Below are 23,896 nucleotides of genomic sequence, written 5' to 3'. Positions count from 1 at the left end.
GTCGGCTCCTGCCCGCCCCACCGCCGGGTTCGGCCGGGGCAGCCGTCAGGTACGGGCGACGACGTAGCGGGACAGGTTCGGCATCCACACGGTGCCGTCCGCGCGCTGGTGCGGATGGAGCGCCTCCACCAGCTCCTTGAGCACCTGCTCCTCGTCGGTCGCGCGGACCGCACTGTCGTACAGCCCGGTCGACAGCAGTCCGCGCACCGCGTCCTCCATGTCCGCGTAACCGAACGGGCAGGCCACCCGGCCGGACCCTTCCAGTCGCAGCCCGCCGCGTACCGCCAGCTCTTCCAGGTCGTCCCGGCCGCACCAGTCGGGCCCGGCCTCGGCCGGCCCGGCCAGCCGGGTCGCCACCCGCAGCGCGGGCGCGGCGGCGCACCGCTCCGCCGGGCCCCAGCCGGCCACCACGACGGGGACACCGCGGCCGAGTGCCGCCCGCAGCCGTACGAGCTCGTCCGGCTGCGGCAGTGCGCCGAAAGCCGTCACCAGCGTCGGCCGCAGCCCGGTGTCCGACGCCTCCACCGCCTCGATCGCCTCCAGGGTGGTGCCGTGGGTGAGCCGGGGCGCCTGGTCGGGCGTCCCGTCGGCACCGAGCAGTCGCTGTCCGGCGAGTTGGAGGCGGGCCGCGTCCGCGTCCGCGCCGTGTACGTCCGCGCCCCGGCCGGCCGCCAGCAGCAGCGCGAGCCCCGTGCCGCAGCCGAGACCGAGCACTCGTGTCCCCGGCCCGGTCTCCATCCGTTCGTACACCGCTTCGTAGAGCGGAACCAGCATCCGTTCCTGGATCTCCGCCCAGTCCCGCACCCTGGCCGCGCTTCCGGCGGCCGGGAGGTGGGTCCGCTGCTGGTGGTGTACGAGCGTGGGTGTCATCGCAACGCTTCAATCCGAAGATCCGTGCAGCCGTTTTGGTCCCCCGAGTGGTGCTCGTGCCCCGTATGCCAGGGAACTGCGTATCCTTCCGGGAGTCCAGGGGGTGCGCCGGGTTGTCTTCCGCGCCCCCTATGTGCGCCCCTCAGCCGCCGCGCGCCGGACAGCCGCCCGGGCAGACGGACGCTCAGAACGTCTACTTCCGTCGTCCGATCCAGCAGTACGCCACAAACGTCCGTACCATCACAGGAGGTCGGACGAGACCCGGCCGGATGTCGCGTTCCGCTCGGTGATACGTCCCGGCTTGGGGTGGCTGCGCGACTTGGGCGCAGATCTGCGTACCCGCACCCATCTCCTCGTGCATCACCGAGAACTGACTGGTACGTGCAAAATATTTGCGATGCCCCGTAATCGGAACACCGAGGCACCTCCGCTCGTTGGGAACGACGTGAGCACGACACCACCAGTTCTCGCCGCCGAGCTGGCAGCCGCCTGGGCCGACATTCAACGGCACCACCCCGAGCTGCCGGATCTGGCCGCGCCCGAATCACTCATCGGAGAGTCCTCGTCCGCCTGCGGCACCGGGCTCTCGTTCGAACGGCTGCTTCACGAGGCAGTCCACGGCATCGCCGCGGCCCGCGGCATCCGGGACACCTCACGAGCCGGCCGCTACCACAACCGCCGATTCCTGGCGATCGCCGAGGAGCTCGGCCTTGATCACCCCGAGGAGCCGCATCCCAGCAGCGGCTTCTCCCTCGTGGTGCTCACGCCCGAGACCCGACGGCGTTATCGCCCCACTATCGAGCGCCTCCAGCGGGCGCTGAAGGCGTACAGCGCGGCCACCGAGACCGATACCGGCCGCAGCTTCCGCGGGCCCGCAGCCCGGCACGGCTCCTCCGGGGGCGGTGTCCGCGTCAAGGCCGTCTGCGACTGCGGGCGCAACGTCCGCGTCGTCCCGTCCGTGCTGGCCCAGGCCCCGATCATGTGCGGAGCCTGCGGAAAGCAGTTCCGCATTCCCGCCGAGCCGGCAGCGGCACCGGCGACGGCAGCCGAGCCGATGGCCGTCGGCTGACACCCCTCGCGTTCGCGCGCCCGGGAGCCGTGCCGTGCGGTGGGCCCGGGGCGCGTGCGGACGGACACGTGCGGACGGACCCGCGGCAGGTGCGGTCAGGCCTGCGGCAGGTGGGTGGGCCCGGGGCGGTTTCTGCCGGGCCCGCGCGGTGTGGCATCATGGTCGGCTGAACTCGGCAGCCGCACAGGACCCCTCTCTCCTCCGGCTGACGCGTCCATTCGGACACCCGGCGCTACAACCCCACGTGGCATCCCGTCGTGTCCACCCACGTCAAGACCAGGAGACACCACACCAGTGGCAGTCAAGATCAAGCTGAAGCGTCTGGGCAAGATCCGTTCGCCTCACTACCGCATCATCGTCGCCGACTCCCGTACCCGCCGTGACGGCCGGGCCATCGAGGAGATCGGCCTGTACCACCCGGTGCAGAACCCCTCGCGCATCGAGGTCGACTCGGAGCGGGTGCAGTACTGGCTCAGCGTCGGCGCCCAGCCGACCGAGCCGGTCGAGGCCATCCTCAAGGTCACCGGTGACTGGCAGAAGTACAAGGGCCTGCCCGCGCCGGAGCCGATGAAGGTCGCCGAGCCGAAGGCCGACAAGCGCGTTCTCTTCGAGGCCGCCGCCAAGGAGTCCGCCGACGAGCCGAAGGGTGAGGCCATCACCCCCAAGGCGAAGAAGGCAGACAAGGCTGACAAGGCCGACAAGAAGGCAGACGCCGGCGAGTCTGCCGACGCTTCGGCCACCACCGAGTCGACCGAGGCCTGAGGATGCTCGAGGAGGCCCTCGAGCACCTTGTGAAGGGCATCGTCGACCACCCCGACGAAGTGCAGATCGCGTCCCGCAACCTCCGTCGCGGGCGTGTGCTGGAGGTCCGGGTGCACCCCGACGACCTCGGCAAGGTGATCGGCCGTAACGGCCGCACCGCGCGTGCTCTGCGCACCGTCGTGGGAGCGCTCGGCGGCCGCGGTATCCGCGTCGACCTCGTCGACGTGGACCAGGTCCGCTGAAGCGCAGCATGCAGCACCGGCACGGGCCGGGGACGGCAGCCAAGCCGTCCCCGGCCCGTTGTCGCGCCCGCACCCCTGTCCGCGGGCCACACAAACCCACCGAGCACGGAACCGAGCACGGAGAAGCACAGTGCAGCTAGTCGTCGCGCGGATCGGTCGCGCCCACGGCATCAAGGGCGACGTCACGGTCGAGGTCAGGACCGACGAGCCCGAACTGCGGCTCGCCCCCGGCGCCGTGCTGGCCACCGACCCGCCCACTGTCGGGCCGCTCACCATCGCCGCCGGACGGGTGCACAGCGGACGGCTGCTGCTGCGCTTCGAGGGGGTGAGCGACCGCACCGCCGCCGAGGCCCTGCGCAACACCCTGCTCATCGCCGAGGTCGACCCGGACGAGAGCCCCGAGGACCCCGAGGAGTTCTACGACCACCAGCTGGAGGACCTGGAGGTCGTCACGGTGGACGGCACGGTCGTCGGCCGGATCGAGAGCGTCGCGCACCTGCCCGCGCAGGACCTGCTCGTCGTACGGCGTGAGGACGGCGGCGAGGTCCTGATCCCGTTCGTCGGTGAGATCGTCCCCAAGATCGATCTGGAGGCTCAGCGGGCCGTCGTCGACCCGCCGCCCGGTCTGCTCGGCGAGGACGTCGAGGAGACTGAGGAGCCCGAGGAGTCCGAGGAGTCCGAGGAGTCCGAGGAGACCGGAGCGGACCACGGGCGGGAGCGCGGTCGGGACGGCGGCCAGGAGAGCTCCCGGTGAGACTCGACGTCGTCACGATCTTTCCCGAGTATCTGGAGCCGCTCAACGTCTCGCTGGTCGGCAAGGCCCGCGCGCGCGGCGTACTGGACGTCCGCATCCACGACCTGCGCAGCTGGACGTACGACCGGCACCACACCGTCGACGACACCCCCTACGGCGGCGGCCCCGGCATGGTCATGAAGCCCGAACCCTGGGGCGAGGCACTGGATGCGGTCCTGGCCGCGAAAGAGCCGGACCAGGAGCCGCCCGTGCTCGTCGTCCCCACCCCCAGCGGCCGTCCCTTCACCCAGGAACTGGCCGTCGAGCTGGCGGACAAGCCGTGGCTGGTGTTCACCCCGGCCCGCTACGAGGGCATCGACCGCCGCGTCGTCGACGAGTACGCCGACCGGCTGGACGTGCGCGAGGTCTCCATCGGCGACTACGTACTCGCCGGCGGCGAAGCACCCGTCCTCGTCATGGTCGAGGCCATCGCCCGGCTGCTGCCCGGGGTGCTCGGCAACGCCGCCTCCCACCAGGACGACTCGTTCGCCCCCGGCACCATGGCGAACCTGCTGGAGGGGCCCGTCTACACCAAGCCGCCCGAGTGGCGCGGCCGTGGCATCCCGGAAGTGCTGCTGAGCGGTCACCACGGCAGGATCGCCAGGTGGCGCCGCGATCAGGCGTTCGCACGCACGGTCGCCAACCGGCCCGACCTGATCGAACGCTGCGCCCCGGAAGCCCTCGACAAGCAGGACAGGGCGACCCTGGAGGCGCTGGGCTGGCAGCAGGGCACGGGCGGCCGCTGGCACCCGGGCCCCGACGAGGCGGCGGGCCCGGGGCAGCCGCCGGAGCCGGAGTCGGAGTCGGAGCGGGGCCAGGATCGGGGCCAGGACCAGGATCAGGACCGGGGCCAGGGCGGTCCCGGAAAGTAGCTCCCCGTGAAGCACGCGTGGCCGATTTGGGCCGGGCGGCGGGCCCGTGGAAGAATGGGCCGCTGCCTCACCTCAGGCGCGCGACCCTGCCACAGGGGGACCGACGCCCGCCGAGAGTGGCGGCTCCTCGGATCACCACCACGATTCCGTTGATGACCTGTGGCATCAGCGAAGAAAGCAGACGGACATGTCCCACCTTCTCGACAGCGTCGACTCCGCATCCCTGCGCGAGGACGTACCGGCCTTCCGCCCGGGCGACACGGTCAACGTGCACGTCCGCGTCATCGAGGGCAACCGCTCCCGCGTCCAGCAGTTCAAGGGCGTCTGCATCCGCCGCCAGGGCTCCGGTGTGCGCGAGACCTTCACGGTCCGCAAGGTCAGCTTCAGCGTCGGCGTCGAGCGCACCTTCCCGGTGCACACCCCGATCGTCGAGAAGATCGAGGTCGTGACCCGCGGTGACGTCCGCCGTGCCAAGCTGTACTACCTGCGTGAGCTGCGCGGCAAGGCCGCCAAGATCAAGGAGAAGCGCGAGAGCTGAGCTCGCGTCCTCGGCGCCCGACGGGCCGGTTAGGCTTCCGCTCGATGGAGACCGAGGAACAGCACGACAAACCGGAGCGCGACCGTTCTTCCGTTCCCGACCAGGGAAGGAAGGGCAGGTCGCGCTCCGTGCGTCTGGGCCTGTCGGCGGGTTCCGTACTGGTGGCGCTCTTGCTGACGAGCGCCTTCATCGTGCAACCTTTTCTGATCCCGAGCTCCTCGATGGATCCGACCCTGCGTGTCGGGGACCGGGTGCTGGTCAACAAGCTGGCCTACCGCTTCGGCGACGGTCCGCGGCGCGGGGACGTCGTGGTCTTCGACGGCACCAACTCCTTCGCGGGAGAGGCCGATCCCGACGCCAACCCGGTGGTGGCGGCGCTGCGCGAGGCGGGTGCCGCGACCGGTCTGGCGCAGCCCTCCGAGACCGACTATGTGAAGCGCGTGATCGGGGTCGGCGGCGACCGCGTGCGCTGCTGCGACAAGCGGGGAAGGATCGAGGTGAACGGCCGGCCCGTGGACGAGGACTACCTGCACTCCGGCAACGCGCCCTCCGCCGTGCCCTTCGATGTACGGGTCCCCGAGGGACGCCTGTGGGTGATGGGCGACCACCGCTCCCGGTCCAGCGACTCCCGCGACCACCTCGGTGAACCCGGTGGCGGCACCGTCCCCGTGGAACGGGTGATCGGGCGCGCCGACTGGATCGGCTGGCCACCCGCCCGCATCGGCTCGGTGTCGGCGGGAGCGGGCGGCGGCCATGGCTGACCCCGAGCGCCCTGCCGGGGAGGTCGGGTACGGGGCCGCTCGGGGGCACTCCGGACGGGGTCACTCCGGATACGGGCACTCGGGACCCGGCCATCAGGGGCCCGGCCACCAGGGATCCGGCGTTCCTGGCGCGGACCCGTACGACCAGCCGCACCCGTACCCGGGGTCGAGCGACCATCCGTACCCGTACACGGAGCCGTACGACTACGCCGAGCCGAACAGCTACTACTCCGAGCCGATCAGCTACCCGCCGCCCCACCCGTCCGGTGCCGCCCACCAGCCCCACTGCTCCTCCGGGCCGTACGACCGTCCCGAGACCGATGTGCCGCCCTCCCCTCCCGATCCCACCGCAACAGCGGCCGACGGAGCGGAGAGAGCGGCCGACGGGGCGGAGAGCGAAGCCGGGGGCGCGGGCGCCGAGGAATCGTCGCTGCGCCGCCCCGGACAGGGCCGGGCCGACCGCAGGCGGGCTGCCAAGCGCATCAAACGCCGCCGCAGGCTCTCCGCGACCAAGGAGATCCCGCTGCTCGTCGGCGTCGCGCTGCTGATCGCCTGGGTACTCAAGACCTTCCTCGTCCAGGCGTTCGTGATCCCCTCCGGATCGATGGAGCAGACCATCCGGATCGGGGACCGGGTGCTGGTGGACAAGCTCACCCCGTGGTTCGGCTCCAAGCCGCAGCGTGGCGACGTGGTCGTCTTCCAGGACCCCGGCGGTTGGCTGGAGGACGAGAAGGAGGACGCCCAGGACCCACCGGCGGGGATCAAGCAGGGCAAGGAGTTCCTGACGTTCATCGGACTGCTGCCCTCGGACGACGAGCAGGATCTGATCAAGCGGGTCGTCGGCGTCGGCGGGGACACCGTACGCTGCTGCGACAAGCAGGGCCGTATCACGGTGAACGGCGAACCGCTGAACGAGCCGTACATCCATCCGGGCAACAAACCCTCCCGGATGAAGTTCAAGGTGGCCGTTCCCGTGGGACGCGTCTTTGTGATGGGTGACCACCGGGCCAACTCCGCCGACTCCCGTTACCACTTGAAGGAACCCGATCGAGGAACGATCGGGGAGGACCGAATCGTTGGCAGAGCGATTGTCATCGCTTGGCCGTTCGACCACTGGAGGCGGCTCGAGGAGCCGGAAACCTACGCTTCGGTGCCCGAACCCGGTGGCGTGGCAGCCGCCGACTACGTGAACCGGGACAATCGAGTGGCGCAACTCCCGTTCTCCGCGGAACTTCCGCTCGTTATGGGAATGGTGGGCCTGTCCCGGTGGCGGAACAGGCGAATGCGCAGCGTGAGGAGTGGACGTGGGGGACTTGGCGGTCGGCAAGCGCTCCGGTTCCGAGTACCCGGAGGACGGACGTCCTGGTGCGGACGGTACGGATGGCAGGACGGACGACGCAGGACCACCGGCCGTGGAAAGAGAGAGTGACAGTGTGACCGCCGATACTGACGGGACGGCAGCGAGCTCCGGCGCCGACGGGGACGGCCCGTGGGGCTCCGATGCGAAGCCCGGACACGAGGCGTCCGACCCGGACACCGGAGCCGACGATCGGGGTGAGAAGAAGCCGGTGAAGAAGCAGCGCGCGTTCTGGAAGGAACTGCCGATGCTCATCGGCATCGCGCTCATCCTCGCCCTGATCATCAAGACCTTCCTGGTCCAGGCGTTCTCCATTCCCTCCGACTCGATGCAGCCGACGCTCGAGCGCGGCGACCGGGTCCTGGTCGACAAACTGACGCCGTGGTTCGGGTCCACCCCCGAGCGCGGCGAGGTCGTCGTCTTCCACGATCCCGGCGGCTGGCTCCCCGAGGCCCATGTGGAGGAGAACTTCGTCCAGACGGCGCTCAGCTTCATCGGACTGATGCCGTCGGCCAACGAGAAGGACCTGATCAAGCGGGTCATCGCGGTCGGCGGGGACACCGTGGAGTGCAAGAAGGGCGGGAAGATCCACGTCAACGGCACCGCTTTGAACGAGTCGTCGTACATCTACCCCGGCAACACTCCTTGCGACGACAAGCCGTTCGGCCCGGTCAAGGTGCCCAAGGGCAAGCTGTGGGTGATGGGCGACCACCGCCAGGACTCCCTCGACTCCCGCTACCACCAGAACCAGCCCGGTGACGGCTTCGTTCCGGAGAAGCAGGTGGTGGGCCGGGCGATCGTCAAGGCGTGGCCGATCAACCGCTGGGGCACGCTGCCGGTGCCCGAGACCTTCGACCAGCAGGGTGTGCAGTCCCGCGCGCTGAGCGCCGCGCCCGGCGCACTCGGACTCGCGGGCGCCGTCCCGCTGGTGCTGTGGCGGCGCCGACGGCTGCAGCTGAAGGCACGGCCCGCTCGCCCGGCGGGGTCCGCTGCCGTGGAGCAGTCCGCGTCTTCCGAGGGCTGACGGCTTCCAGTACTGCCCGGTAGGGTCGGCGGATCTGCGCCGGCGCAGACCGTCGGGGCCGCTGCGGGAGATCCGGGAGTACGGAAGTGAGCAAGGCAGAAGAACGTACCGACGAGGGCCGCAGCCGCCTGGGCAACCGACTGTCCGGAGTGGCGGTGGCCCTCGGGTGCGTCCTCTTCCTCGGCGGCTTCGTCTGGGGCGCCGTGCTCTACCAGCCGTACACGGTGCCCACCGACTCCATGGACCCGACGGTGCAGTCCGGTGCCCGGGTACTGGCCGAGCGCGTGGACGGCAACGAGGTGCGGCGCGGCGACGTCGTCGTCTTCCGGGACTCGGTGTGGGGTGCGGTGCCCATGGTCAAGCGGGTCGTGGGGGTCGGCGGCGACAAGGTGGCGTGCTGCGACCGGGACGGACGGCTCACCGTCAACGGCGAGCCCGTCGACGAGCCCTATCTGCGTGCCCACGGCCGTGCCGCGCAGAGCCCCTTCGAAGCCACCCGCGTACCCGAGGGAAAGCTCTTCCTGCTGGGGGACAACAGGGAGGCGTCCCTCGACTCCCGGGTGCATCTGAAGGACGCCGACCACGGTGCCGTTCCACGCTCCGCCGTCCAGGCCCGGGTCGACGCCATAGCCTGGCCCGTCGGTGCCTTCGGCATGCTGCCGAAGGCCGACGGGTTCGCCGACATGCCCGGCGGCACCTCGGATCGCGGACCGCTCCCGCTGGCGCTGACGGCCGTGATCGTGGGCGCCGTCCTGGTACTGGGCGGTGCCGCGTACGGACCGCTCGCGCGGCGCCGTGCGACTTCGGCCCGACGCCGTCCGGGGTGACGCACAATGGGGGGACGCACGGCTGAAGGGGAACATGCCATGAGCGCCGAGGACCTCGAAAAGTACGAGACCGAGATGGAGCTCAAGCTCTACAGGGAGTACAGAGATGTCGTCGGGCTGTTCAAATACGTGATCGAGACCGACCGGCGTTTCTATCTGACCAACGACTACGAGATGCAGGTCCACTCGGTACAGGGCGAGGTCTTCTTCGAGGTGTCGATGGCGGACGCCTGGGTCTGGGACATGTACAGGCCGGCCCGGTTCGTCAAACAGGTACGGGTACTCACGTTCAAGGACGTGAATATCGAGGAGCTCAACAAGAGCGAGCTGGACCTGCCGGAGGACTCGGGCTTCAAGGGGTAGCGCCGCCGGGCCTCACCCGGGCGAGTGACGGAGTTGTCCACAACCGCCGGGTTCTCCACAGAAAACGAGCAAGATCCCTGAGCCACCTCCGATGCCGCCACAGTCGGCGTCGGAGGTGGTGCCGTATGAACACCGGCCAAGCGCGGAGCACCGAGCACCCTGGTACCGGGCACCCTGGTATCGAGCACCCTGGTGCCGAACAGACGAGCACGGCTCGCACGGAAGAAGAACACCGGAGGGGACAACACCCGCCGCACCGGGAAGCCCCGCACGGGGAGAACCCGGGCAGGGAACACCCGCGCAGGGCCCGCCCGGGCAGGAAACGCACCGGTCACGGACGGCGCGGTGCACAGCGCCGGGGCGCCGGGCAGCGGAGTGCGGAGCCACCGCGGACCCCGGCTCCGACCTGCGCGAAGGGAGCCCTGGGGCGGTACGGGGAAGACCTGGCGGCCCGCCGGTTGCGCCAAGCGGGCATGGCGATCCTCGAACGCAACTGGCGCCGCGCGGAGGGCGAGATCGACATCATCGCCCGCGATGCGGATGCCGTGGTGATCTGCGAGGTCAAGACCCGCAGGGCCACCCCCTTCCAGGACCCCATGGAGAGTCTGCCGCCGGCGAAGACGGCCCGGCTGCGCCGGCTGGCGGCGCGCTGGCTCACCGAGTGCTGGGTCGCCCGCTACGGCCGCCCACCCACCGGCGGGGTGCGGATCGATCTGGTCGGCGTCGTGCTGCCCGACCGAGGTGCCCCTGTCGTACAGCACGTACGGGGGATCGGCTGATGGGGTTCGCACGTACGTGCGCGGTCGCACTCGTGGGGGTCGAGGGCGTACTGGTCGAGGTCCAGGCGGATCTGGAGCCGGGCGTCGCCGCCTTCACCCTCGTCGGACTGCCCGACAAGAGCCTGACGGAGAGCCGGGACCGGGTGCGGGCGGCGGTGGTGAACTCGGATGTGCCCTGGCCGCAGAAGAAGCTCACCGTCGGTCTCAGTCCGGCCTCGGTGCCCAAGGGCGGCAGCGGGTTCGACATCGCGGTCGCCTGCGCTGTGCTCGCGGCGGCGGAACGGATCGACCCGCGGGAGATCGCCGACGTCGTGATGATCGGCGAGCTGGGACTGGACGGCAGGGTGCTGCCGGTGCGCGGAGTCCTTCCCGCCGTGCTGGCGGCGGCCGACGCGGGGTACCGGCAGGTGGTCGTCCCCGAGCAGACGGCGGCGGAGGCGGCGCTGGTCCCGGACGTTTCGGTGCTCGGAGTGCGCAGCCTGCGCCAGCTGATCGCGGTGCTGACCGACGAGCCGGTGCCGGAGGAGCCCGACCGGGCCGGTGACGGGCTGCCGGACGCCGCCCGCGCCGGGCTGGCCGGACTGCCCATGGCGGCGCCGGGACTGACCGGCCTGCTGGGTGAGGAGCGCCCCGTGGACCTCGCGGATGTCGCAGGGCAGCACCATGCGCGCCGCGCCCTGGAGATCGCCGCGGCCGGACGGCACCACATCTATTTCAAAGGGCCGCCGGGGGCCGGGAAGACCATGCTCGCCGAACGGCTGCCCGGGCTGCTGCCACCGCTCAGCCGGAAGGAGTCGCTGGAGGTGACGGCCGTTCACTCCGTCGCGGGCGCCCTGCCTCCGGGGCAGCCACTGGTGGCCCGGCCCCCGTACTGTGCTCCTCACCACTCGGCCACCATGGCGGCGCTCGTCGGCGGCGGCTCCGGTCTGCCCCGTCCCGGCGCCGTCTCCCTCGCTCACCACGGAGTGCTCTTTCTGGACGAGGCCGCAGAATGCGGGGCCCAGGTCCTGGATGCCATGCGGCAGCCCTTGGAGTCGGGGTACATCGTCGTGGCCCGGGCAGCGGGAATGATGCGGATGCCCGCCCGGTTCCTGCTCGCGCTGGCGGCGAATCCCTGCCCGTGCGGACGGCACGGCAGCACCGTCGGCGGATGCGAGTGCCGGCCCGCCTCGGTGCGCCGCTACCGTGCGCGGCTGTCCGGTCCGCTGCTCGACCGCGTCGACCTCCGGGTCGGTGTGGAACCTCTCTCCCGCTCCGAACTGGCCGCGGTCGACGGTCGTGCCGAGTCCACCGCCGTGGTGGCCGCCCGCGTGCTGGAGGCCAGGGAGCGCGCGGCGGCGCGGTACGCCGAAACCCCGTGGAAGACCAACAGCGAGGTCCCCGGCCACGAACTGCGCACCCGCCACCCCGTCCTTCCCGGCGCGCTGGCCGAAGCCGAGGACGACCTGGAACGCGGCCTGCTCACCGCACGTGGTTTGGACCGGGTACTGCGGGTCGCCTGGACGGTCGCCGACCTCGCGGGCCACCCCCGGCCCACCCGTGACGACGTCAACTGCGCCCTGGAGCTGAGGACCGGCATCCGCCGGGGCGTCGTCCGGGCGCGGGAGATCCCGGTATGACGGCCGAGCACCTGCGACCGGGCGCCGGGTTCCCTGGTCCGGAGGGTGCGGGAACCGCCCTGGGAGGGGCCGGACCGGAGCGCCTCGCGCGGGCGGCGCTGACGCGGATCGCCGAGCCGGGTGACGAACTCGTCGGGCGGTGGCTCGCCACATACGGCGCCTGCGAGGTGGTGGAGGCGGTGAGCGGGAGCGGACCGGCACTCAGCGGGGCGGGGGAGCGACGGTGGGCCGGGCTGCGGCTGCGCGCGGCCCGCGCCCGGCCGCACCAGGACCTGACCGCGATCGCCGAGCACGGTGGCCGCTTCATCTGTCCGGGGGACACCGAGTGGCCGCGTCAGCTCGACGACCTGGGCCATGCCGGACCGTTCGGGCTATGGGTGCGGGGAGCGGCCTCGCTGCGCGTGTGGGCGCTGCGCTCGGTGGCCGTCGTCGGTGCCCGGTCCTGCACCGAGTACGGCGCGCACTGCGCGGCCGTGCTGGGCGCGGGGCTCGCCGAACGGGGCTGGACGGTGGTGTCCGGCGCGGCCTACGGCGTCGACGCCGCCGCGCATCGCGGGGCCCTGGCCGTGCGGGGACCCACTCTCGGGGTGCTCGCGTGCGGCGTCGACGTCGCCTATCCGCCCGGCAACCAGGAGTTGATCCGCACGCTGGCGGAGCGCGGGTTGCTCGTCGCCGAGCTGCCGCCCGGGGACCATCCGACCCGCAGCCGGTTCGTGCTGCGGAACCGGGTGATCGCCGCACTCACCCGTGGAACGGTTGTGGTGGAGGCGGCCCTGCGCAGCGGGGCGCTGGTCACGGCCCGCCGCGCCCTCGGGTTGGGCCGGCAGCTGATGGGGGTGCCGGGGCCGGTCACCTCGGGGCTCTCTCAGGGGGTGCATGAACTCCTGCGAGGTGAGGCCACTGTGGTCACCGACGTCGCCGAAGTGATCGAGCAGGTGGGCATGATGGGGGAGCTGGCCCCCGAACGGCGGGGACCGGCCGTGCCGCGCGACGCGCTGAGTCCCGGTGCGGCGCGGGTACTTGAGGCGCTTCCCGGGCGTGGTACGAGCGACCCGGCCCGCATCGCATGCTCCGCGGGTGTCCCGCCGGGCGAAGCCCTCGCCCGGCTCCATGAGCTGCGGGCGCTCGGCTTCGTCGAACGCGACGGCGACCGCTGGCAGTTGACGCCGCGCCGTAAGGGGCACTCCATCGGGTGATGAGGCGGTCCTTGACCTGGGGCTATCGGGTGAAAGGCTGAGCTGTGCGCGCCCGCCGGGGCGGCATGGGCCTCGTGGGGCATCGCACCCCGGCCCCGTGCCCGGTCATCCGCACCGCGCCCGCTCCCGGCCACGCCGAGCCACCGCGGAAAGGAGCACGCCAGCGCGGAGGGGAAAGAACGTTACGTCGCACACCGCGACCTTGCGGTCACGCTACGCTCACATCATCTCCAACGAGACACACGATTCCGTACACCGACAGACCACCACTACCCAGCAGAACGGCTCAAGGCGACGTATGCCTCAGCACATCTCCGGGCCCGACCGCACAGCCGCAGCGGCCGCCGCAGCCGCACGCACCGTGGTCGATGACGACACGCCCAGGACTGCGCCCAGCTCGCTGGATGAACTCTGGCGGTCCTACAAGGCCACGGCGGACAGCAGGCTGCGCGAACAGCTCATCCTGCACTACTCGCCGCTGGTCAAATACGTCGCGGGCAGGGTGAGTGTGGGCCTGCCGCCCAACGTCGAGCAGGCCGACTTCGTCTCCTCCGGAGTCTTCGGACTCATCGACGCCATCGAGAAGTTCGACCCCTCCCGCTCGATCAAGTTCGAGACCTACGCCATCACACGCATCCGGGGCGCCATGATCGACGAACTGCGCGCCCTGGACTGGATCCCCCGCTCGGTACGGCAGAAGGCCCGTGCGGTGGAACGCGCCTACGCCACCTTGGAGGCCAGGCTCCGGCGCAGCCCCTCCGAGGCGGAGGTCGCCGAGGAGATGGGCATCGAGACGGAGGAACTGCACGGCGTCTTCAGCCAGTTGTCCCTGGCCAACGTCGTGGCCCTGGAGGAGCTGCTGCATGTCGGCGGTGACGGCGGTGACCGGCTCAGCCTGGTGGACACCCTGGAGGACACGGCCGCCGACAACCCCGTCGAGGTCGCCGAGGACCGCGAGCTGCGGCGGCTGCTGGCGCGGGCCATCAACACGCTGCCCGAGCGCGAGAAGACCGTCGTGACGCTCTACTACTACGAAGGGCTCACCCTCGCCGAGATCGGCCAGGTGCTCGGCGTCACCGAGAGCAGAGTCAGCCAGATCCACACCAAATCGGTTCTGCAGCTTCGCGCCAAACTCGCCGACGCGGGCCGCTGACCGAGTCCGGTCGCCCGGGACCCGTGCAACTCTCGACCCCCTCTCCGTAAGCTAGTGGCGTGCCCAGGATTCGAGCGGCCTCCGTGGCCGAGCACCGGACGATGCAGCGCGCGGCCCTGCTGGACGCCGCCAGGTCACTGCTGTCCGAGGGCGGCACGGAAGCCCTGACCTTCCCCGCCCTCGCCCAGCGCACCGGCCTCGCGCGCTCCTCCGTCTACGAGTACTTCCGTTCCCGCGCCGCGGTCGTCGAAGAGCTGTGCGCCGTCGACTTCCCGGTGTGGGCCGCCGAGGTGGAGTCGGCGATGCAGGCGGCTGCGACGCCGGAGGGCAAGGTCGAGGCGTACGTCCGCAGCCAGCTCGCCCTGGTGGGCGACCGCCGGCACCGCGCCGTCGTGGCGATCTCCGCCGGGGAGCTGGACGCGGGGGCCCGCGAGCGGATCCGCGCCGCGCACGGCGGGCTGATCTCCATGGTCGTCGAGGCGCTCGGCGACCTCGGTCACCTCCAGCCCCGCCTCGCGGCCATGCTGCTCCAGGGCGTGGTGGACGCGGGCGTGCGCCGCATCGAGATCGGTGCCGCCGAGGACCCGGAACAGATTGCCGAGGCCGCCGTCTCCATGGCCCTGAACGGCGTCCGAGGCTGACCACGAGGCCGGGACGCCGGTGCTCTCGGCACGGTGGATGCCGCACGGCGGTGGGTCGCGCCGAACCTCGTAGCCGTCGGTGCGCCCAGACCGCACCCAGCGCCAGAGCGGCCGCACCCATCCAGCCGGCTCGCCCCTCCGCAGCGCCCGTAGCGTCCGCGACGCCGGCCACCCGTAAGCGGGCGCGGTCCGGGCGCTGCGGCGTGCTGTCCCCTTCCTCGTCTTCGTCCTCGTCCCGTTCCTCGTCTTCGTCCTCGTCCCGCCCACTGCCGGAGCCGGGCAGCGGCACACCGTGGACCGGCAGCAGCCGTACGGGGCCGCCGAGGAGCGCGGCGGGCAGCAGGGAGAGCGGGTCGAGGTACTGCTTCCCGCGCAGCAGCCCCCAGTGCAGACAGGTGCGCGTGCAGTGCCGACTGCTCACGGCCGTACCCACCTGCTGGCCCGCCCGCACCCGATCGCCCTTGCGTACGGAGGGCCGTACCGGCTGATACGTCGTCCGCAGCGGAGGTCTCCCGGTGCCGCTGAGCTCGATGGACACCACCCCGCGGCCCGCCACCTTCCCCGCGAACGAGACCCGGCCCGCCGCCACGGCCCGCACCTGTTGGTCCGGGCGGGCCGCGAGGTCGACTCCGCGGTGCCCGGCGGCCCAGGGCTCGGGCGGCGGGTCCCAGCCACGGGACACCCATGGCCGCCGGGCTCCGTTCGCCCCCTCCACCGGCCAGGCCCGCCCGGCCGCCGGGGCCCCGCCGTCCCGGTCGTCGGCGTCGTGGTCCTCGCCGTCGCGGTGCGCGGCAGCGCGCTGCTGGTCTGAGCCTGCTTCCGCGCCGACGGGGGTGAGGTGATCGTCGGGTGCGGGGGGTTTCCCGGTCCCGGCCGCACCGAGCAGAGCGTCCCCTCCCACCGGCAGCCGCCAGCACGGCAGCGCGAGCAGCAGAGCGACCAGCACCGCCCCCCACCGGGCAGTACGCCGCACAACCGCACCACGCCGTCGTGGCCCGCGTGCCTCACGTGCCAGGGGAGGGCCCAGCCCGCAGCTCGCCCTGTCCCCGCCCCTCGGCTGCCTGTGCTCTTCCATGCGGGAACGGTGACGCGGTTTGCCCTCCAGCGGGGATCTTGGCCAGGATCTGTGGGTAACTGCCCAGTTGTGGACAACGCCGTCACCCCTGCGAGCGGTCGCCGGGCCTTCTGTGGAACCCTCCACCCCCGCTTCCGGCCCCCGCCGAGCGGCCCCCGGCCCCCGCCGGGCGCGGCGCCCCTCCCCGGTCCCGTACACTGCTGGTGCGGCCCGGGTGACCGGGCTGACTTCGCACGCCCCGCCACCCTCACCCGGTGGCCGCGCATCTCGGTCCCAGGAAAGGCCCGGTCTCCCAGCCGGACTTCCCGGGCGGCGCGCCAGGGGCGTCAGGCAAGCGGGGGCCGTCCGGTCTTCGCTGACGACAACCGAGTAACCCAAGGAGAACGGCCATGGCCGTCGTCACGATGCGGGAGCTGCTGGAGAGCGGCGTCCACTTCGGGCACCAGACCCGCCGCTGGAACCCGAAGATGAAGCGCTTCATCTTCACCGAGCGCAACGGCATTTACATCATCGACCTGCTCCAGTCGCTGTCGTACATCGACCGCGCCTACGAGTTCGTCAAGGAGACCGTCGCGCACGGCGGCTCCATCATGTTCGTCGGCACCAAGAAGCAGGCCCAGGAGGCCATCGCCGAGCAGGCCACCCGCGTGGGCATGCCCTACGTGAACCAGCGCTGGCTCGGCGGCATGCTGACCAACTTCTCGACGGTCTACAAGCGGCTGCAGCGCCTCAAGGAGCTGGAGCAGATCGACTTCGAGGACGTGGCCGCCTCCGGCCTCACCAAGAAGGAGCTGCTGGTCCTCTCCCGCGAGAAGGCGAAGCTGGAGAAGACCCTCGGTGGTATCCGCGAGATGCAGAAGGTGCCCAGCGCCGTCTGGATCGTGGACACCAAGAAGGAGCACATCGCCGTCGGCGAGGCGCGCAAGCTCAACATCCCGGTGGTCGCGATCCTCGACACCAACTGCGACCCCGACGAGGTCGACTACAAGATCCCGGGCAACGACGACGCGATCCGCTCCGTCACCCTGCTGACCCGCGTGATCGCCGACGCCGTGGCCGAGGGCCTCATCGCCCGCTCCTCGGGCGGCTCCGGCGAGGGCAAGGGCGAGAAGGCCGCCGGTGAGCCGCTGGCCGAGTGGGAGCGTGACCTCCTGGAGGGCGAGAAGGCCGCCGAGAAGCCGGCTGCCGAGGCCGAGAAGCCCGCCGAGGCCGAGGCCGAGCCCGCCGCCGAGGCTCAGCCGGCCGCCGAGACCCAGCCGGCCGCCGAGGGCGAGCAGGCGGCGGCCCCCGCCGAGCAGGGCTGACTTACGGGCCACGTGGATCACGTGGGCCCCACAGGTTCACGGTGAGACGGCGGGGGCCGAGCGCCCCCGCCGTCCAGCCGTGAGCTGAGCCGGTCCCACCGGCCCCATGTGACTCCGATCCAACCTCACCGACTTTCTCACCGACTTTCCGAGAAGAGATTCACAGACCATGGCGAACTACACCGCCGCCGACGTCAAGAAGCTCCGGGAGCTGACCGGCGCCGGCATGATGGACTGCAAGAAGGCGCTGGACGAGGCCGAGGGCAGCGTCGACAAGGCCGTGGAGATCCTGCGCGTCAAGGGCCAGAAGGGCGTCGCCAAGCGCGAGAGCCGCACGGCCGAGAACGGCGCGGTCATCGCCCGTATCGCCGACGACAACACCGCAGGCGTGCTCGTCGAGCTGAAGTGCGAGACCGACTTCGTCGCCAAGGGTGAGAAGTTCCTCGCCGTCGCCGAGGCCATCGCCGCGCACGTCGAGGCCACCTCCCCGGCCGACATCGACGCGCTCCTCTCCTCCGAGATCGAGTCCGGCAAGACCGTCCAGGCGTACGTCGACGAGGCCAACGCGAGCCTCGGCGAGAAGATCGTGCTGGACCGCTTCGCGCAGTTCTCCGGCGCGTACGTCGGTTCCTACCTGCACCGCACCAGCCCCGACCTGCCCCCGCAGGTCGGCGTGCTGGTCGAGCTGGACTCGGCGAACGAGGAGATCGCCAAGGACGTCGCGCAGCACATCGCCGCCTTCGCCCCGGCGTACCTGACCCGCGAGGACATCCCGGAGGAGACGGTCGCAAACGAGCGCCGTATCGCCGAGGAGACCGCCCGCGAGGAGGGCAAGCCGGAGCAGGCCCTGCCGAAGATCATCGAAGGCCGGGTGAACGGCTTCTTCAAGGAGAACACCCTCCTCGACCAGCCCTTCGCCAAGGACAACAAGAAGTCCGTGCAGAAGGTCCTGGAAGAGGCCGGTGTCTCGCTGAAGCGCTTCGCACGCTTCCGCGTCGGCGCCTGAGAGCCCCGTTCCTGACGCATCCCGCAGGCCGGTTCTGTTCGCTCAGAGGTGGAGCACACCCAGCACCGCGTACAGAACCGGAACGGGCCCGATAAGGTCGGGCACAGGGCAGTTGTGACGAGGAGGCCATTGCCGCAGAGGGAACCGCGAGGATCCGACGGCAATGGCCTCTTTCGTATGTGCACGAGGAGATCTCCATGACCTGCAATGACACCGGCAAAGAGAGTGAAATGCGCCGGCGCTTCCTGCTGAAGCTCTCCGGCGAGGCGTTCGCCGGCGGCGGTGGGCTCGGTGTCGACCCCGACGTCGTGCACAAGATGGCCCGGGAGATCGCCTCGGTCGTCCGCGACGGTGCCGAGATGGCCGTCGTCATCGGGGGCGGCAACTTCTTCCGCGGCGCCGAGCTCCAGCAGCGCGGTATGGACCGGGCCCGCTCCGACTACATGGGCATGCTCGGCACCGTCATGAACTGCCTGGCGCTCCAGGACTTCCTGGAGAAGGAAGGCATCGACTCGCGGGTACAGACCGCCATCACGATGGGCCAGGTCGCCGAGCCGTACATTCCGCTGCGCGCCATCCGGCACCTGGAGAAGGGCCGCGTCGTCATCTTCGGCGCCGGTATGGGCATGCCGTACTTCTCCACCGACACCACCGCGGCCCAGCGTGCCCTGGAGATCAACGCCGAGGTGATGCTCATGGGCAAGAACGGCGTGGACGGCGTCTACGACTCGGACCCCGCGCGCAATCCGGCGGCGGAGAAGTTCGACGCGCTCGAGTACGGCGAGGTCATCACCCGCGACCTCAAGGTCGCCGACATGACCGCGATCACGCTCTGCCGCGACAACAAGCTGCCGATCCTCGTCTTCGAGCTGCTCGCCGAAGGCAATATCGCCCGCGCGGTCAAGGGTGAGAAGATCGGCACCCTGGTGAGCAACCAGGGCACCCGGGTCTGACCGTCCCGCCGACGGTCCTCGCGGGCGCGAACCGGTCCGCGCCCGCCCGGCGCCGTCGGCAACACGGCGGCGCACGAACGGCACGGTACGGGGATGGACAACAGCCTGCCGGTCGGACACCGTGCAGGAATCAGGGCATCGCGGGGGCCGGGGCGGCCCGCGGGGCGGCCGTCAGCTCACAGCCCCGGATGAAGCAGTCAGGCTCATTCATCGAACCAGGAGCACGTGGTGATCGAAGAGACCCTCCTCGAAGCCGAGGAAAAGATGGAGAAGGCGGTCGTCGTCGCCAAGGAGGACTTCGCCGCTATCCGCACCGGCCGTGCGCACCCGGCGATGTTCAACAAGATCGCGGCGGAGTACTACGGCACGATGACGCCGATCAACCAGCTCGCGTCGTTCTCCGTCCCGGAGCCCCGGATGGCCGTGGTGACTCCGTTCGACAAGAGCTCGCTGCGCAACATCGAACAGGCCATCCGCGACTCGGACCTTGGCGTCAACCCGTCGAACGACGGCAATATCATCCGGGTGACGTTCCCCGAGCTGACCGAGGAGCGCCGCCGGGAGTACATCAAGGTCGCCAAGAGCAAGGGCGAGGACGCCAAGATCTCCATTCGCAGCATCCGGCGCAAGGCCAAGGAGACCATCGACAAGGCCATCAAGGACGGCGAGGTCGGTGAGGACGAGGGCCGCAGGGGCGAGAAGGAGCTCGACGACACCACCGCCAAGTACGTCACGCAGGTGGACGAGCTGCTCAAGCACAAGGAGTCCGAGCTGCTCGAAGTCTGAGCTCACCGTCTCAAGGTCCGAGGTCGAAGGCTGCAATCTGTGAACGACTCATCCTGGGGAGCGCCGCAAACGAACGCCGGGGACGCCCGGTACTGGGGTCCGCCCGAGCAGGGCTACGCCACCCCTTCGGCGCTGCCCCGCCCGGGCGATGGTCAGGTGCCCGCCCACGACGTGAGTGTCCCCGTGCACGATGTGGGGGGCGAAGCGTCGCAGACTCGGCGTATGCCCATTGTGTCCGACCCAGGGGGTCCCGCCGGCGGGGGAGACGGCCGTGACGGCCGGCACCGTCCCGAAGGCCCCGGTTTCACAGGCCCCGCCGGCCCTCCCGGCGGTGCGCAGCCGTACGGCCACGACGAGCCGGAGCCCACCCCCGGGCAGCCGGCTGCCCCGTCAGCCGGTACCGCCGGTACCGCGCCGTCGGGGAAGGGCAAGAAGCGCGCGGGGCGGGATCTGCGCGCCGCGATAGGAGTCGGCCTGGGACTCGGCGCGGTCATCCTGGCCGCGCTCTTCTTCTACAAGCCGGTCTTCCTGGGCGTGATCGTGCTGGCGGTCGTCGTCGGTCTGTGGGAGCTGACCTCACGGCTGCGCGAGCGCAAGGGCATCCGGGCCCCGTTGGTGCCGCTGGCCCTCGGCGGCGCCGCCATGACCATCGCCGGGTACGTACGGGGCGCGGAGGGCGCGTGGGTGGCCATGGCGCTCACGGCCCTCGCCGTCCTGGCGTGGCGGATGACGCAGCCCCCGGCCGACTATCTGCGGGATGTGACGGCAGGCCTCTTCGCCGCCTTCTACGTACCCTTCCTCGCCACCTTCGTGGCCCTGATGCTGGCCGCGGACGACGGGCCGTGGCGGGTGCTGACGTTCCTGATCCTCACCGTGGTCAGCGACACCGGCGCATACGCGGTGGGCTGGCGCTTCGGCCGGCGCAAGCTGGCTCCCCGCATCAGCCCCGGCAAGACCCGCGAGGGGCTGATCGGCGCGGTGACCTTCGCCATGGGGGCCGGGGCGCTGTGCACCCAGTTCCTGATCGATGGGGGGAGCTGGTGGCAGGGGCTGCTGCTGGGGCTGGCGGTCTCGGTCAGCGCCACCCTGGGCGACCTGGGCGAATCGATGATGAAGCGGGACCTGGGCATCAAGGACATGGGCACCCTGCTGCCCGGACACGGCGGCATCATGGACCGCCTCGACTCCCTGCTGCCGACAGCTCCGGTGGTGTGGCTGCTGCTGGTGGTCTTCGTCGGCGCGGGCTGAAAGCGCACCGGTTACGCTGGATGGGTCTGCGTCCCCGCTGCGGCGGGGATCGTCCGGTGAGATCTCCCGGCGCAGGCGTCGCCGTGCCGTCGTCCCCGTGTCCGCGGGGATCACCACCCGTGCAGCTTTGAGGAGTACCTGCTCATGTCGGGGCCTGCCCCTGGAGAACTGACATTCGTCGCCCCGCGTGGCGCGAAGAAGCCGCCCCGTCATCTTGCCGATCTCAGCCCTCAGGAGCGCCGGGAGGCGGTCGCGGAGATCGGGGAGAAGCCCTTCCGCGCCAAACAGCTCTCGCAGCACTACTTCTCGCGGCTGGCGCACGACCCTCAGCAGTGGACCGACATCCCGGCCGCTGCCCGCGAGAAGCTGGCGGCGGGGCTGCTGCCCGACCTGATGAACGTGGTGCGGCACATCAGCTGTGACGACGACACCACCCGCAAGACGCTGTGGCGGCTGCATGACGGGACGCTGGTGGAATCGGTGCTGATGCGCTACCCGGACCGCGTCACCATGTGCATCAGCTCGCAGGCGGGCTGCGGGATGAACTGCCCGTTCTGCGCCACGGGCCAGGCCGGACTGGACCGGAACCTGTCCACGGCGGAGATCGTCCACCAGATCGTCGACGGTATGCGCGCCCTGCGGGACGGTGAGGTGCCCGGGGGGCCGGCACGGCTGTCCAACATCGTCTTCATGGGCATGGGCGAGCCGCTGGCCAACTACAAGCGGGTGGTCGGCGCCATCCGGCGGCTGACCGACCCCGAGCCGGACGGTCTCGGGCTCTCCCAGCGCGGCATCACCGTCTCCACGGTGGGGCTCGTGCCCGCGATGCTGCGCTTCGCCGACGAGGGCTTCAAGTGCCGGCTGGCGCTCTCCCTGCACGCGCCCGACGACGAACTGCGCGACACCCTCGTCCCGGTCAACACCCGCTGGAAGGTGCGCGAGGTGCTGGACGCGGCCTGGGAGTACGCGGCCAAGTCCGGCCGCCGGGTGTCGATCGAGTACGCGCTGATCAAGGACATCAACGACCAGGCCTGGCGGGCCGACCTGCTGGGCCGGCTGCTGAAGAACAAGCGGGTGCACGTCAATCTCATCCCGCTCAACCCGACTCCCGGCTCCAAGTGGACCGCCTCCCGGCCGGAGGACGAGGCCGAGTTCGTACGGACGCTGGAGTCGCATGGTGTGCCGGTGACCGTTCGGGATACCCGGGGCCAGGAGATCGACGGTGCGTGCGGCCAGCTCGCGGCCACCGAGCGCTGACGACCCGACCGCCGACCGCTGGGGTACGCCGACGCCCGACCGGCGTCGGAGCCTGACTGATAGTGTTCGAACGGGCCGTCCGTGCGGCCCGTGAAAACCGAACAGCCGACAGGGGAGCGCTCACAGCGCTGAGAGTGCGGCAGTACATCCGTACGCGCCGCAGACCCTCGAACCTCGCCCGGGTCATGCCGGGTAGGAAGTCGATGCACTGATGAAGAAGCACGCGCGGCGCGCTGCTGCCGCAACCACCGCTGTCCTCACCCTCGCACTCCTCGCCACCGCCTGCGGCGGCTCGGGCGGTAGCGGAGACGCCAAGACCGTCACCCTCGTCACCCACGACTCGTTCGCCGTCTCCAAGCCCGTTCTCAAGGACTTCGAGAAGCGCAGCGGCTACAAGGTCAAGGTGCTGCGCGGGGGTGACGCCGGAGCCGCCGTGAACCAGGCGGTGCTCAACAAGGGCAATCCCCAGGGCGACGTCTTCTTCGGCGTCGACAACACCCTGCTCTCCCGCCCCCTCGACAAGGGCGTCTTCGCGCCGTACAGGGCCAAGGGCCTCGACAAGGTGCCGCAGCGGCTGCAGGCCGACCCCGACAAACACCGGGTCACCCCGGTCGACACCGGCGACGTGTGCGTCAACTACGACCGCAAGTGGTTCGCCGACAAGAAGCTCGACCCGCCGCGCACCCTCGAGGACCTGACGAAGCCCCGCTACAAGAACCTCCTGGTGACCGAGGACGCCGCGGGCTCCTCACCCGGACTGGCGTTCCTGCTGGCGAGCGTCGCCGAGTTCGGCGAGGACGGCTGGCAGGGCTACTGGAAGAAGCTGCGCGCCAACGGCGTGGAGGTGGCGAGCAGCTGGGAGCAGGCCTACAACGACCGCTTCACCGGCTCGCGCGAGGGCAAGGGCAAGGGCGACAAGCCGCTCGTCGTCTCCTACGCCTCCAGCCCGCCCGCCGAGGTGCTGGGCGTCGAGAACCCGCCCGAGAAGGCGCCGACCGGCGTCGCCAAGGGCACCTGCTTCCGGCAGACCGAGTACGCCGGGCTGCTCAGCGGCGCCGAGAACACCAAGGGCGGCAAGGCGCTGCTGGACTTCCTGCTCAGCAAGCGGTTCCAGGAGGACCTGCCGCTGCAGATGTTCGTCAGCCCGGTCCGTGAGGACGCCCGGCTGCCGAAGCTGTTCTCCAAGTACGGCGAGACCGTCGACGACCCGGCCACCGTCGCCCCGAAGAAGATCGCTGAACACCGTGAGCAGTGGATCAAGACGTGGACCTCGCTCGCCGTGAAGTAGCAGCCCCGGACGCCGCGGACGCCCCTGAGGTGCCGGACGTCGCGGACCTGATGGGCGGCCCGGCCGGGCCGGAGCCGGACGTCACCGCCGTGGCGCCCCGTTCGAGGACCGGG

Annotated in this window: 23 protein-coding genes, 2 pseudogenes and 1 riboswitch; of the genes and pseudogenes, 23 read left to right on the top strand and 2 right to left on the bottom strand. The window is 70.9% G+C overall.

Features of this window, described 5'->3' with window-relative positions; translation table 11 throughout:
• Window positions 1-45: 45 nt before the first annotated feature.
• Window positions 46-870, bottom strand: coding sequence for an SAM-dependent methyltransferase (locus KBY19_RS09380; protein ID WP_210965580.1), 825 nt, complete (start codon window positions 868-870; stop codon window positions 46-48).
• Between the two features lie 397 nt (window positions 871-1,267).
• On the opposite strand from KBY19_RS09380, the gene KBY19_RS09375 reads away from it, so the two are divergent.
• The 16 genes and pseudogenes from KBY19_RS09375 to KBY19_RS09300 all read left to right on the top strand — a co-directional run bounded on the left by KBY19_RS09375 (window position 1,268) and on the right by KBY19_RS09300 (window position 14,866).
• On the top strand, window positions 1,268-1,939 hold the full coding sequence (locus KBY19_RS09375; protein ID WP_099884608.1) for a hypothetical protein: 672 nt from the start codon (window positions 1,268-1,270) through the stop codon (window positions 1,937-1,939).
• Between the two features lie 294 nt (window positions 1,940-2,233).
• Complete coding sequence (rpsP, locus tag KBY19_RS09370; protein ID WP_099884610.1) at window positions 2,234-2,701, top strand: 30S ribosomal protein S16; 468 nt, start codon at window positions 2,234-2,236, stop codon at window positions 2,699-2,701.
• Window positions 2,702-2,703: 2 nt separating this feature from the next.
• On the top strand, window positions 2,704-2,943 hold the full coding sequence (locus KBY19_RS09365) for an RNA-binding protein (protein ID WP_099884612.1): 240 nt from the start codon (window positions 2,704-2,706) through the stop codon (window positions 2,941-2,943).
• A 130-nt stretch (window positions 2,944-3,073) separates the two neighbouring features.
• The gene (rimM, locus tag KBY19_RS09360) at window positions 3,074-3,697 is read left to right on the top strand and encodes a ribosome maturation factor RimM (RefSeq protein WP_210965579.1); all 624 of its coding nucleotides are present in this window, start codon (window positions 3,074-3,076) and stop codon (window positions 3,695-3,697) included.
• Window positions 3,694-4,608, top strand: a complete 915-nt coding sequence (gene trmD, locus KBY19_RS09355) for a tRNA (guanosine(37)-N1)-methyltransferase TrmD (protein ID WP_099884615.1) — start codon at window positions 3,694-3,696, stop codon at window positions 4,606-4,608. The genes rimM and trmD overlap by 4 nt, the downstream gene beginning before the upstream one ends.
• 187 nt (window positions 4,609-4,795) lie before the next feature.
• On the top strand, window positions 4,796-5,146 hold the full coding sequence (rplS, locus tag KBY19_RS09350) for a 50S ribosomal protein L19 (RefSeq protein WP_099884617.1): 351 nt from the start codon (window positions 4,796-4,798) through the stop codon (window positions 5,144-5,146).
• A gap of 44 nt (window positions 5,147-5,190) precedes the next feature.
• Window positions 5,191-5,907: a signal peptidase I gene (gene lepB / locus KBY19_RS09345; protein WP_099884619.1), complete on the top strand. Its 717-nt coding sequence runs from the start codon at window positions 5,191-5,193 to the stop codon at window positions 5,905-5,907.
• Window positions 5,908-6,355: 448 nt separating this feature from the next.
• Window positions 6,356-7,336, top strand: a pseudogene (gene lepB / locus KBY19_RS09340) (signal peptidase I); the annotation flags it as partial.
• Window positions 7,221-8,288: a signal peptidase I gene (gene lepB / locus KBY19_RS09335; RefSeq protein ID WP_099886815.1), complete on the top strand. Its 1,068-nt coding sequence runs from the start codon at window positions 7,221-7,223 to the stop codon at window positions 8,286-8,288. The pseudogene lepB (KBY19_RS09340) and the gene lepB (KBY19_RS09335), both read left to right, overlap by 116 nt.
• 86 nt (window positions 8,289-8,374) lie before the next feature.
• Window positions 8,375-9,115: a signal peptidase I gene (lepB, locus tag KBY19_RS09330; protein ID WP_185018242.1), complete on the top strand. Its 741-nt coding sequence runs from the start codon at window positions 8,375-8,377 to the stop codon at window positions 9,113-9,115.
• 39 nt (window positions 9,116-9,154) lie between these two features.
• The gene (locus KBY19_RS09325; protein WP_027735391.1) at window positions 9,155-9,478 is read left to right on the top strand and encodes a DUF2469 domain-containing protein; all 324 of its coding nucleotides are present in this window, start codon (window positions 9,155-9,157) and stop codon (window positions 9,476-9,478) included.
• A gap of 422 nt (window positions 9,479-9,900) precedes the next feature.
• Window positions 9,901-10,257, top strand: a complete 357-nt coding sequence (locus KBY19_RS09320) for a YraN family protein (RefSeq protein ID WP_185019529.1) — start codon at window positions 9,901-9,903, stop codon at window positions 10,255-10,257.
• Entirely contained in the window at window positions 10,257-11,876 is a 1,620-nt protein-coding gene (locus KBY19_RS09315) for a YifB family Mg chelatase-like AAA ATPase (protein ID WP_210965578.1), read from the top strand. Before KBY19_RS09320 ends, KBY19_RS09315 begins: the two co-directional genes overlap by 1 nt.
• Window positions 11,873-13,072 (top strand): DNA-processing protein DprA, encoded by a 1,200-nt coding sequence (dprA, locus tag KBY19_RS09310; protein WP_210965577.1) that lies wholly within the window; start codon window positions 11,873-11,875, stop codon window positions 13,070-13,072. The genes KBY19_RS09315 and dprA overlap by 4 nt, the downstream gene beginning before the upstream one ends.
• A 298-nt stretch (window positions 13,073-13,370) precedes the next feature.
• The gene (gene whiG, locus KBY19_RS09305; protein ID WP_099884626.1) at window positions 13,371-14,225 is read left to right on the top strand and encodes an RNA polymerase sigma factor WhiG; all 855 of its coding nucleotides are present in this window, start codon (window positions 13,371-13,373) and stop codon (window positions 14,223-14,225) included.
• A gap of 101 nt (window positions 14,226-14,326) precedes the next feature.
• On the top strand, window positions 14,327-14,866 hold the full coding sequence (locus KBY19_RS09300; protein WP_099886817.1) for a TetR/AcrR family transcriptional regulator: 540 nt from the start codon (window positions 14,327-14,329) through the stop codon (window positions 14,864-14,866).
• Window positions 14,867-15,143: 277 nt separating this feature from the next.
• Here KBY19_RS09300 and KBY19_RS09295 read toward each other — a convergent pair.
• Window positions 15,144-15,596, bottom strand: a pseudogene (locus KBY19_RS09295) (murein hydrolase activator EnvC); the annotation flags it as partial.
• A gap of 734 nt (window positions 15,597-16,330) precedes the next feature.
• Here KBY19_RS09295 and rpsB point away from each other — a divergent pair.
• From rpsB to KBY19_RS09260, 7 genes are all read left to right on the top strand, one after another.
• On the top strand, window positions 16,331-17,245 hold the full coding sequence (rpsB, locus tag KBY19_RS09290; protein ID WP_099884627.1) for a 30S ribosomal protein S2: 915 nt from the start codon (window positions 16,331-16,333) through the stop codon (window positions 17,243-17,245).
• A gap of 169 nt (window positions 17,246-17,414) precedes the next feature.
• Complete coding sequence (gene tsf, locus KBY19_RS09285) at window positions 17,415-18,251, top strand: translation elongation factor Ts (RefSeq protein ID WP_099884629.1); 837 nt, start codon at window positions 17,415-17,417, stop codon at window positions 18,249-18,251.
• Between the two features lie 197 nt (window positions 18,252-18,448).
• On the top strand, window positions 18,449-19,204 hold the full coding sequence (pyrH, locus tag KBY19_RS09280; protein WP_099886818.1) for a UMP kinase: 756 nt from the start codon (window positions 18,449-18,451) through the stop codon (window positions 19,202-19,204).
• Between the two features lie 228 nt (window positions 19,205-19,432).
• Window positions 19,433-19,990: a ribosome recycling factor gene (gene frr, locus KBY19_RS09275; protein WP_099884631.1), complete on the top strand. Its 558-nt coding sequence runs from the start codon at window positions 19,433-19,435 to the stop codon at window positions 19,988-19,990.
• A 39-nt stretch (window positions 19,991-20,029) separates the two neighbouring features.
• A complete protein-coding gene (locus KBY19_RS09270; RefSeq protein WP_210965576.1) occupies window positions 20,030-21,238 on the top strand; it encodes a phosphatidate cytidylyltransferase in 1,209 nt (402 codons plus the stop codon).
• Between the two features lie 144 nt (window positions 21,239-21,382).
• Window positions 21,383-22,495, top strand: a complete 1,113-nt coding sequence (gene rlmN, locus KBY19_RS09265; RefSeq protein ID WP_099884635.1) for a 23S rRNA (adenine(2503)-C(2))-methyltransferase RlmN — start codon at window positions 21,383-21,385, stop codon at window positions 22,493-22,495.
• A gap of 100 nt (window positions 22,496-22,595) precedes the next feature.
• Window positions 22,596-22,711, top strand: a riboswitch (TPP riboswitch).
• Window positions 22,707-23,783 carry a thiamine ABC transporter substrate binding subunit gene (locus KBY19_RS09260; protein WP_210965575.1) on the top strand — a complete coding sequence of 359 codons (1,077 nt, stop codon included), beginning with the start codon at window positions 22,707-22,709 and terminating at the stop codon, window positions 23,781-23,783. It overlaps the preceding riboswitch by 5 nt.
• Window positions 23,784-23,896 lie beyond the last annotated feature (113 nt).

This window comes from Streptomyces sp. B15 (assembly GCF_018070605.1).
Lineage (GTDB): Bacteria > Actinomycetota > Actinomycetes > Streptomycetales > Streptomycetaceae > Streptomyces > Streptomyces smyrnaeus.
The sequence above is the reverse complement of the archived record's forward strand: the minus strand, read 5'-3'. Positions and strand labels throughout refer to the sequence as shown.